Source organism: Pseudomonas sp. NPDC087690, assembly GCF_044743175.1.
Taxonomy (GTDB): Bacteria; Pseudomonadota; Gammaproteobacteria; order Pseudomonadales; family Pseudomonadaceae; genus Aquipseudomonas.
The window spans coordinates 844,904-856,944 of record NZ_JBIUVX010000001.1 but is presented as its reverse complement, the minus strand read 5'-3'; the positions used below and the strand labels follow the sequence as shown (position 1 = coordinate 856,944).

The following is a 12,041-nucleotide window of genomic DNA, read 5'->3' as shown; positions in this document are numbered from 1 at the left end:
ATACCCGCGTGTATGTCCTCGACGCTCATCAGCAACCGGTGCCATTCGGCGTGGTCGGCGAGATCTATCTGGGCGGTGTACAGGTGGCGCGGGGCTATCTGAATCGACCTGAGCTGACGGCCGAACGCTTCCTCGACGATCCGTTCAGCGATCAGCCAGGCGCGCGTTTGTACCGCACCGGCGACGTCGCACGGTATCTGGCCGATGGCAACATCGAGTACCTGGGGCGCAACGACGATCAGGTCAAGATCCGTGGTCTGCGCATCGAACTGGGCGAGATTCAGGCACATCTGGCGCACGTCGATGGTGTGCGCGAAGCGGCGGTGCTGGCCCGTGAAGACGTGCCGGGTGATCAGCGCCTGATCGCGTACTACAGCGGCGAGCCGTTGGACATCGATCAACTGCGCAGCGAACTGCTCAAGCACTTGCCGGACTACATGGCGCCTGCCGTGTTTGTGCATCTGCCGGCCTTGCCACTGAGTCCCAACGGCAAACTGGATCGCCAGGCCTTGCCGGCCCCTGACCCGTCGGCGCTGCTGACCCGCGCCTACGAAGCCCCGCTCGGTGAAGTCGAAACCGTCATTGCCGGTATCTGGGCCGAGTTGCTGAAGGTCGAACGGGTAGGGCGCTTTGATCACTTTTTCGAGCTGGGCGGCCATTCGTTGCTGGCGGTCAATCTGGTCGCGCGCATGCGCCGCGCCGGCCTGTCGGCGGATATTCGCGTGCTGTTCGGCCAACCGACGCTGGCCGCTTTGGCAGCGGCCGTGGGCGGGGAGCCTGAAGCGGTGGTGCCGGCAAACCTGATTCCGGCCGATTGCCCGCGCATCACGCCAGAACTGCTGCCGCTGGTGGCGCTGGATCAAGCGACCATCGACCGAGTCGTCGCGAGTGTCCCCGGCGGCGCGCGCAACGTGCAGGATATCTACCCGCTGGCGCCGCTGCAGACGGGCATCCTGTTCCATCATTTGTCGTCCGCTCAAGGTGATCCGTATGTGCTGCAAGCGCAGTTTGCCTTCGCCGATGAACAGCGATTGCACGCCTTCACCGAAGCACTGCAACGGGTGATCGAGCGCCACGACATTCTGCGCACGTCGCTGTTCTGGGAAGGCCTTGAAGAGCCGGTGCAAGTGGTCTGGCGTCAGGCTTCGTTGAGCTGCGAGGCCTTGGCGCCGGATGCCGAAGCGGGCGATGTGCTGAGCCAGTTGCGTGGCCGATTCACCATCGATAACTATCGCATGCCGGTCGCCGAGGCACCGCTGATGCGCGTGGTGTACAGCCGTGATGTGTCCAATCAGCGTGTGGTGGCGTTGTTGCTGTTCCATCATCTGGTGATGGATCACGTGGCGCTCGAGGTGTTGCAGTACGAAATGCAGGCGTTTCTGCTGGGCAACGCCGGGCAACTGAGCGAGCCGGTGCCGTATCGCAATTACGTGGCGCACACCCAGGCCGGTCTGAGTGAGCAAGAGCACCAAAGCTTCTTCCGCGAAATGCTCGGCGCAATCGATGAACCGACCTTGCCCTACGGTCAAAATCTTGCCCATGACGGTCCCGCGCAAGAAGCGCAGTTGACGCTGGAAAACACACTCAGCCACAGCGTCCGGCAACAGGCACGGCGCTTGGGTGTCAGCGCCGCCAGCCTGATGCACCTCGCCTGGGCGCAGGTGCTGGGGCAATTGTCCGGGCGCGATGCCGTGGTGTTTGGCACGGTATTGCTCGGCCGATTGCAGGGCGGTGAAGGCTCGGAGCGCGCGCTCGGCGTGTTCATCAACACCTTGCCGCTGTGCATCGAGCTGAACACTCATAGCGTCAAAGGCGCCGCACTGGCGACCCACCAACGCCTGAGCCAATTGCTGGCCCATGAACATGCGCAACTGGCGCAGGTGCAGCAATGCAGCGCGATGCCGGCGGGCACGTCGCTGTTCAGCACATTGCTCAATTATCGTCACAGCACCCCGGTCGGGCCGATATCTGCCGAGGTGCAAGCGGCGTGGCACGGTATGCAATTGCTCGAGGCCGAAGAGCACAGCAACTATCGCCTGACCCTCAGCGTTGACGACCTCGGCGAAGACTTCCGCCTGAAGGTATTGGCCGGGGCCGGCATTGATGCGCAGCGCATCTGCGGGTACATGCAGGGTGCGTTAAGCGCGTTGCTTGATGCGCTGGAGCAAACGCCGCATGTGGGTTTTGATCGGTTGTCGATCCTGCCGGCAGCAGAGCGCGAACAGTTGCTGGTGGATTTCAATGCGACCGAAGCTGACTACCCGCGCGGGCTGACGATTGCCCAGCGCTTCGAATCGCAGGTCGCCGAGCGTCCGCAAGCGGTGGCAGCGGTGTTTGCCGGGCAGCCGCTGACTTACTTGCAGCTCAATCGTCAGGCCAATGCGTTGGCGCATCACTTGATCGCCATCGGGGTGACAGCCGATGACCGCGTGGCCATTGTCGCCCGTCGCGGTCTGGACACACTGGTCGGGCTGGTGGCCATTCTCAAGGCCGGCGCCGGCTATGTGCCGATCGATCCGGCGCATCCCGCCGAGCGGATCAGCTATTTGTTGAGTGACAGCGCGCCGGTTGCGGTGCTCACGCAAAGCGATCTGCACGAGCGACTGCCGGTGCTGAGCGTGCCAGTGATTGATGTCGACCTGTGCGCATGGCCGGCGCAGGCGCAGCACAACCCGGCGTTGCCGAACTTGAGCGCTGCGCACTTGGCGTACGTGATCTACACCTCCGGTTCGACGGGGCTCCCCAAAGGGGTCATGGTCGAGCATCAGACGCTGTCCAACCTGATCGACTGGCACTGTGAAGCATTCGACTTGCACGCCGGCAGCCACACCTCAAGCCTTGCCGGGTTTGGGTTCGATGCGATGGCGTGGGAAGTCTGGCCGGCCCTGTGTGCGGGCGCGACCTTGCACCTGGCACCGACTCACGACGGCGCTGAAGACATCGATGGACTGCTCGACTGGTGGCGTGCGCAGCCGCTGGACGTGAGCTTTTTGCCGACCCCGGTCGCCGAATATGCGTTCAGCCAGAACCTCGATCACCCGACCTTGCGCACCTTGCTGATCGGTGGCGATCGCTTGCGTCAGTTCAGCCGTCAGCAGCGCTTTGCTGTGATCAACAACTACGGCCCGACCGAGGCCACCGTGGTCGCGACTTCCGGGCGTATCGACGTCGGTGCGGCGTTGCACATCGGCCAACCGGTGGCGAACGCGGCGATTTACTTGCTCGATGAGCAGCAACGCCCGGTGCCAATGGGCGTGATGGGCGAGTTGTACGTCGGTGGCGCGGGCGTGGCGCGGGGTTATCTGAACCGCGCCGAGCTGACGGCCGAACGTTTCCTGCGCGACCCGTTCAGCCGCACGCCGAATGCACGCATGTACCGCACCGGTGACCTTGCCCGCTGGCGCGAAGACGGCTCGCTCGACTACTTGGGACGTAACGACGACCAAGTGAAAATCCGTGGCATGCGCATTGAATTGGGTGAAATCGAGACCCGCCTCAATCAGCTCACCGGGATCAACGAAGCAGTGCTGCTGGCCCGCGAGGACCTACCCGGTCAGCCGCGACTGGTGGCGTATTTCACCGAGCAGGCCGAGATCGAACCGCTGGCGGTGAGCCAATTGCGCGCACAGCTGTTGACGCAGTTGCCGGACTACATGGTGCCGACGGCGTTTGTCCGGCTCGAAGCTTTGCCGCTGACCGCCAATGGCAAGGTCGACCGCAAGGCGTTGCCGAAACCGGATCTGGCCGCACTGCCCACCCGCGAATACGTGGTGCCGCAAGGCGAGCTGGAAACCGCACTGGCGCAGATCTGGGCCGAAGTGCTGCAAGTCGGACAGGTCGGCCGTTACGATCACTTCTTCGAACTCGGTGGCCATTCGCTGTTGGCGATGCGCATGGTCTCGCTGATCCGTCAGCGCCTCGGCGTCGAACTGGCGCTGAGTGAGCTGTTTGCCGACGCGCAATTGAGCGCAGTCGCCGAAGTATTGAGCCGCGCCGGGCGCAGCGCGCTACCGGACATTGTGCCGGCACCGCGTGATCAAGCGCTGCCGATGTCCTTCGCCCAACAACGCCTGTGGTTCCTGGCGCAGATGGCCGGTGGCAACTCGGCGTACAACATCCCTGTCGCCTTGCGCTTGCGCGGTCACCTCGACGTCGATGCCTTGCAAAAGGCGCTGGCGCAGATCGTGGCCCGTCACGAAACCCTGCGCAGCCGTTTCATCCCCGTCGACGACACCGCGCAGGTGTCGATTGCCCCGGTCGACAGCGGTTTGCTCTTGCGCGTTGAAGACCTGTACCAAGACTTGCAGGCAGAGCACACCTTGCAGGCATTGATGGCGCAGGAAACCTCGACAGCGTTCGATTTGCAGAACGACTCGCTGATTCGCGGGCGGCTGGTGCGTCTGGCCGACGAGCATCATGTGCTGCTGTTGACCGTGCATCACATCGTTGCCGACGGCTGGTCGATGGGCGTACTGACCACTGAGTTGATGGCGTTGTATCAAGCGTTCCGTCAGGGACAGCCTGACCCGTTGCCAGCCCTGACCCTGCAATACGGCGACTACGCCGTGTGGCAACGGCGCTGGCTCAGCGGTGAAGTGCTGCAGCGGCAAAGCCAATACTGGCAGCAGACCCTCGATGGCGCGCCGGCCTTGTTGACGCTGCCCACCGATCGCCCGCGACCGGCGCAACAGGATTACACCGGTGCCAACCTCGAAGTGCTGCTGGACCCGCGCCTGAGTGCAGGGCTCAAGGCCTTGAGCCAACGTCATGGCGTGACCCTGTTCATGACCGTGATGAGCGCCTGGGCATCGCTGATGAGTCGCCTGTCCGGGCAAACCGATGTGGTGATCGGTGCGCCGGTGGCCAACCGCAGCCGCGCTGAACTCGAAGGCTTGATCGGCATGTTCGTCAACACGCTGGCCTTGCGCATCGACACCTCGGGCGCGGTGAGCGTCGAAGCGCTGTTGGCGCAGGTCAAGGCGCGGACACTGGAGGCGCAAGCACATCAGGATCTGCCGTTCGAACAAGTGGTGGAAATCACCCGACCGCTGCGCAGTCTGGCGCACAGCCCGTTGTTCCAGACCACGTTGAACTGGGACAGCAGCGTCGGTCCGCAATTGGCGCTGGGCGAGCTGACACTTGAGGGCGTCGCCGGTTCGGGCGATGTCGCCAAGTTTGATCTGACGCTGACACTGGGCGAGGTCAACGGTGTGATTCGCGGTTCGCTGAACTACGCCACGGCGCTGTTCGATGCGCTGACGATCGAGCGGTACATCGGGTACTTGCAGCGCTTGCTTGAAGCGATGATCAGCAGTGATCAAACGGTGTTGGAGCAGGTGCCGTTGCTGGCAGCAGATGAGCGTCAGCGCTTGCTGCGGGACTTCAACGCCACGGCGCGCGATTACCCGCAAACACTGACCGTGCACGGTGTTTTCCAGCAGCAGGCAGCGGCGCACCCCAAAGCGGTGGCGGCGGTGCATGGTGCGCATTCGCTGAGCTACTTTGAGCTGAATGCCCAAGCCAACCGTTTGGCCCATCACCTGATCGCTCACGGCGTGCAACCGGGCGATCACGTGGCGATCCTGCTGCCGCGTTCGCTGGAACTGCTGGTGGCGCAACTGGCCATTGCCAAGTGTGCGGCGGCGTACGTGCCGCTGGACATCAATGCGCCGAGCGAACGCCAGGCGTTCATGGTCGAGGACTGTCAGGCAGTGGCGCTGCTGATCTTGAGCAGTGAAATCATCGCCTACGCCGCGCCGCGCATCGATCTCGACACGCTGACCCTCAACGGCCAGCCGACGCACAATCCGAATCTTGTGCAGTCCTCCGAAACGCTGGCTTACATCATGTACACCTCCGGTTCCACCGGCACGCCGAAAGGGGTGATGGTGCCGCACCGGGGCATTGGGAGGTTGGTGCTCAACAACGGATACGCCGATTTCACTGCGCAGGATCGTGTGGTGTTCGCCTCGAACCCGGCGTTCGACGCCAGCACCATGGACATCTGGGCGCCGCTGCTCAACGGCGGTCGCGTGGTGATCATCGACCATCAAACCCTGCTTGATCCGAATGCCTTCGGCCGTGAACTGAGTGCCAGCGGCGCGACGATCCTGTTCGTCACCACCGCGCTGTTCAACCAGTACGTGCAACTGATTCCGCAGGCGCTCAAGGGCCTGCGGATTCTGCTGTGCGGCGGTGAGCGTGGCGATCCGGCGGCGTTCCGGCGACTGCTGGCCGAGGCCCCGGCATTGCGCATCGTGCATTGCTACGGCCCGACCGAAACCACCACCTACGCAACGACGTTCGAAGTGAAGGAGGTGGCTGAAAATGCCGAGAGCGTGCCGATTGGCGGCCCCATCGGCAACACGCAGGTGTACGTGCTCGACGCGTATCAGCAACCGGTGCCGATGGGTGTGACCGGCGAGCTGTACATCGGCGGGCAGGGCGTGGCGCTGGGTTACCTGAACCGGCCGGATCTGAGCGCCGAGAAATTCCTCCGCGATCCGTTCAGCGAAACACCGGGTGCGCTGCTTTACCGCACCGGCGACCTCGCGCGCTGGCTGGTGCCGGGGCAACTCGACTGCATCGGCCGCAACGACGATCAGGTGAAGATCCGTGGCTTTCGCATCGAACTGGGGGAAATCGAAAACCGCCTGCTGAACTGCCCGGGGATCAAGGAAGCGGTAGTGCTGGCGCGCCGCGACGGTCAGGACGCCACGCGTCTGGTGGCGTACTACACGGCGCACGATGGCGTCTTGGACAGCGCCGAACTGCACGCGCAATTGCACGCACGACTGCCGGAATACATGGTGCCCACCGCGTGGGTGCAACTTGATGTCTTGCCGTTGAACAACAACGGCAAGGTCGACCGCAAGGCACTGCCGGCGCCGACCCAGGAAGCGCTGCTCAGTCGGGTTTACGAGGCACCGGCCAATGCACTGGAAACCCGCCTCGCACGGGTCTGGGCCGAGGTGTTGCAGGTCGAACAGGTTGGTCGCCACGACAACTTCTTCGAACTCGGTGGTCATTCATTGTTGGCGATGCGCATGCTGTCCCAGGTGCGTCAGCAGTTGGGCGTGGAACTGGCGCTGGCCGATCTGTTTGCCAACCCGGAGCTGGCGGCGGTCGCCCAGGTCCTGGGTCAGGCCGAACGCAGCACCTTGCCCGAGATTCTGCCGGCACCGCGAGATCAGGCGCTGCCGCTGTCGTTCGCCCAGCAACGCTTGTGGTTCCTCGCACAGATGGACGGCGGCAACACCGCCTACAACATTCCTCTGGGCTTGCACCTGCGTGGCCGACTCGACGCCGTGGCCCTGCAACGGGCATTGGCGCGAATCGTTGCGCGCCACGAAACCCTGCGCAGCCGTTTCGCGCAATTGAACGACGAAGCCCAGGTACTGTTTGCCCCGGTCGACAGTGGTCTGCCGCTGATCGAGGAAGATTGGCGGCAACAGCCGCAGACCGACGAGGCCTTGCGCACATTGCTCGAAAGGGAAGCGCGCGGGCCGTTCAACCTGCAGGATGAGCCGCTGATTCGTGGACGTCTGGTACGTCTGGCCGATGATCACCATGTGCTGTTGCTGACGATGCACCACATCATCTCCGACGGCTGGTCGATGGGCGTGCTGACCCGCGAACTGATGGCGCTGTATCAGGCGTTCAGCCATGGCGAGGAGGATCCGCTGCCGCCGCTGACCCTGCAATACGCCGACTACGCGGTGTGGCAGCGGCGCTGGCTGAGCGGTGAGGTGCTGCAGCGCCAGAGCGATTACTGGCAGCAGACACTGGCCGGTGCGCCGGCGTTGCTGAGCCTGCCGACTGACCGTCCGCGTCCGGCACAACAGGATCACCACGGCGGCAGTGTCGAAATCGTGCTGGACGAGCAGACCAGCGTCGGTCTCAAGGCGTTGTGTCAGCGTCACGCCGTGACGCCGTACATGGTCATCATGAGTGCCTGGGCGATGTTGCTGGCTCGCTTGTCCGGACAGTCCGATGTGGTGGTCGGCTCGCCGGTGGCCAACCGCACTCGCGCCGAGATCGAGGGGCTGATCGGCATGTTCGTCAACACGCTGGCTCTGCGTATCGATACCTCGGGCGATCTGACAGGCGCAGCGCTGCTGGCGCGGGTCAAGGCGCAGACCTTGGCGGCGCAGGCGCATCAGGATCTGCCGTTCGAACATGTGGTGGAAATCACTCGACCGTTACGCAGCCTTTCTCATACACCGTTGTTCCAGACTCTGCTGAGCTGGGACAGCAGCGTTGCGCCCGCTTTGGCACTGGGCGGCCTGACGCTGGAAGGCGTCGCTGGGGAAAATCACTTTGTGAAGTTCGACCTGTCGTTGAGCCTCGGTGAAACTCTGCAAGGGGTTCGCGGCTCGTTGCGCTATGCGACGGCGTTGTTCGATGAGTCGACGGTGCGTCGTTTTGTCGGTTACTTCCAGCGTTTGCTGGCGGCGTTGGTCAGTGATGATCAGGCTGTGTTGGCGCAAGTCGGGCTGCTGGCGGCGGATGAGCAGCAACGCCTGCTCGGCGAATTCAATGCGACGGCGGTTGATTGCCCGGTCGAGGAGCCGATTCAGAGCCTGTTCGAAGCGCAGGTGCAGCGTCAGCCGGATGCCATTGCCGTGCAGATCGGCGAACACAGCCTGACTTATCGCGAACTGAATGCCCGCGCCAACCGTCTTGCGCATCATCTGCGCGAGCAGGATGTGGGGCCGGATGCGCGGGTGGCGCTGTGCGTCGAGCGTGGACTTGATCTGGTGGTGGGTTTGCTCGGCATTCTCAAGGCCGGTGGCGCTTATGTGCCGCTGGATCCGGCTTATCCGGCGGAGCGCCTCGACTACATGCTCAGGGACTGCGCGCCGGTGGCAGTGCTGGTGCAGACGGCGACCCGATCGCTGTTCGCCGCGACCGATGCGCTGCTGATCGACTTTGATCAATGCACTTGGCATGACCAGGCAGACAGCAATCCGCAGGTGCCCGGTCTGAATGCTTCGAATCTGGCGTACATGATCTACACCTCGGGTTCGACCGGCACACCAAAAGGCGTGATGCTTGAACACCGTGGCCTGTGCAATCTGGTGTATTGGGGCTCGCAGATCTGCCCGCCGACCACAGACGGCGCGCTGTTGCAGAAAGCGCCTTTCAGTTTCGACGGGTCGGTGTGGGAGTTCTTCTGGCCGCTGACGGCGGGTGTGCGTCTGGTATTGGCACGGCCGGGCGGTCACCGGGAACCGGCGTATCTGGCGCAAGTCATTCGTCAGCAACGCATTACGGTGGTCAAGTTTGTGCCGGCGTTGTTGCAGCAGTTTGTTGAACTGCAGGACGTCAGTGAATGCACCAGCCTCACCGATGTGTTCTGTGGTGGCGGCGAACTCACGGCGGCACTGGCCGCTGCTGTGCGCCAGCACCTGCCGTGGGTGCGCCTGCATAACGTGTATGGCCCGACCGAGGCCACGGTCGACAGCACGGCGTGGACGCTGGAACCGCACATGCCGGTGCCATTATCTGAATTGCCAATCGGCAAGGCTATCTGTAACACCCGACTGTATGTGCTCGATGCACACGATCAGGCTGTGCCGCACGGCGTTATTGGCCAGTTGCACATTGGCGGTATCGGCGTGGCACGCGGTTACAGGGGACTGCCGCAGATGCAGGCCGAGCGCTTTATCGACAGCCCGTTCGTAGCCGGTGATCGCTTGTACCGCACTGGCGATCTAGTGCGTTACCGCGCCGACGGTAACCTCGAATTCCTCGGGCGTAACGACTTCCAGGTCAAGCTGCACGGCTTGCGTCTGGAACTCGGTGAAATCGAAGCGCGGTTGATTCAGCACCCACAGGTGCGCGAGGTGGTGGTGCTGATGCGCGACGAGCGACTGGTCGCCTATTTCACTGCGGTTGATCGCAGTGCTGTGCCTGCGATCGACACGTTGCGCGCGTTCATCCTTGAACAATTGCCCGAGTACATGGTGCCGGGCGCGTTTGTTGCGCTCGACGTCTTGCCGTTGAGTCCCAACGGCAAGATCGACCGCCAGGCGCTGCCGGCACCAGGCCTCGACGCCGTGCTCAGCCGGCACTACGAAGCGCCTCAAGGTGAGGTCGAAACCTTGCTGGCGCGGGTCTGGAGTGAGGTGCTGAATGTCGAACAGGTTGGACGCCACGACAACTTCTTCGAATTGGGCGGGCATTCATTGCTGGCGATTCGTCTGGTCAACGTGCTGCAGCGGGCGGGGCAGCAAGTGACGCTGGCGGAGCTGTTCCAGCGGCCGAGCATCGAGGCGCTGGCCGCGCTGCTCAGTCAGCGCAGTGGTGTGCCCGAGCAGCCGGAAGGACTGGTCGTGGTGCGACCGGGCGAGGGCGGCAATGCGCTGTTCCTGATCCATGAATTCAGCGGTCGGGATGTGTATTTCCCGGCATTGGGGATGCACATCGAGGGGCAGTTTCCGATTTACGGTTTGCCCGGTGTGCCGTTGGGGCAGCCGCAACTGCGCACCCTTGAATGCATGGCGGCGCGGATGGTCGGGATCATGCGCTCGGTGCAGCCGCACGGGCCTTACCGTCTGGCCGGGTGGTCGTTTGGTGGCTTGCTGGCCTATGAAATCGCACAGCAATTGCTCGGTCTCGATGAGACGGTGGCTTTTGTCGGCCTGCTCGATACCTACGCCCCGCACTCGGCCAGCCAGGATAAAACCCGCTGGAGCGGCGAGCATCGTGACAAGCGTCAATTGCTCGAACATTGTCGGGCGCGTTCGCAGATGCTGGGTGAACAAGGGCTGCAAGCGTTGGCTGATGTCGAAAGGCTTGAGGCTGAAGTCGAACTCATCGCGTTCGATGAACTGTTCCAGCGCTGCTGCGAACAGCAATTGCCTGACCCGGAACTGGCCGCACTGAGCGCAGCAGATGCCTGGAGTTACTTTGACCGTGAGGCCGCTCATGGCCTGGCGCTGGCGCATTATCGGGTCAGCCCGGCCAGCCAACCGGTGCACTTGTTCCGCGCTCAGGCACTGATGCCGGGGCAGGCACAGCCGAGTCCGACCCGTGGTTGGGAGAACAAGGTCGGCAGCGGTTTGCTGCGCTGCATCGATGTGCCGGGGGATCACCGCAGCATGATGAAAAACCCGGATGTCCAGGCACTCGGCCAGGCCTTGAGTCAGGCTATGGCCGCTGCGCAGGCCCCGCAACCACAGGCTTATCAGCCCGTGTTGACGATCCAGAGCGGGCACGCCGGGCATGCGCCGATCTTCTGCGTGCCGGGGGCGGGCGACAGTGTCACCGGGTTCATTCACCTGACCGAAGCACTGGGCCCGGAATGGCCGATTTTCGGTCTGCAACCGCGCGGGCTCGATGGCAGCGGCGTGCCGCACAGTTCGGTGGAAGCGGCGGCGAAGTGTTATCTGCACGCCGTCGAACAGCTGCATCCGCAGGGCGCGGTGCACCTGATCGGCCATTCGTTCGGCGGCTGGGTCGTGCATGCCATGGCCGTGCAATTGCAGGCGGGGGGGCGTGAAGTGGCGTCCTTGACCCTGATCGACAGCGAAGCCCCCGGTGGTAACGGCACGGCGGGCAAGCCATATACGACGACCGCCGCGCTGGAACGCTTGATCGAGACGCTGCAACTGTCCAGCGGCAAGTCGTTGGGCATCGATCCGCTGGTGTTCGCCGAGGCTGACGACGCTACGCAAATGTCCCTGCTGCACGAGGGCATGGTGCGCGCCGGTGTGCTGTCTGCGCGTTCGTCAGCGCAGGCGATGCACGGCCCGGTACGTACTTTCGCCACGGCACTGCGCACGGTCTACCAACCGCAACTGGCCTACACCGGCCCAGTGCGGCTGGCGCTGGTCGATGACCCGACGCTGGACGCGTGGGGCAATCAGCGCGAGCAGGCGGCGATGGTTGAAGGCTGGCAGCGCCAGGTCGCGGACTTGGCGGTGTGGTACGGGCCGGGCAACCATTTCACGATTCTCAAGGCGCCCAACGTCTTCAGTTTCGCAGCGTGGTGGCATGACGGCCGGAAAGTGCCAGCGGGCGAAATATTGTCCTGA

General features: G+C 63.4%; 1 protein-coding gene (cut by a window edge). It reads left to right on the top strand.

Annotation, left to right across the window (positions count from 1 at the left end):
- Nucleotides 1–12,041 carry the 3' portion of a non-ribosomal peptide synthase/polyketide synthase gene (locus ACIPIZ_RS03915; protein ID WP_401164117.1) on the top strand. It extends 5,803 nt beyond the left edge of the window, so only the last 12,041 of its 17,844 coding nucleotides appear in the window; its start codon lies beyond the left edge, outside the window; its stop codon occupies nt 12,039–12,041.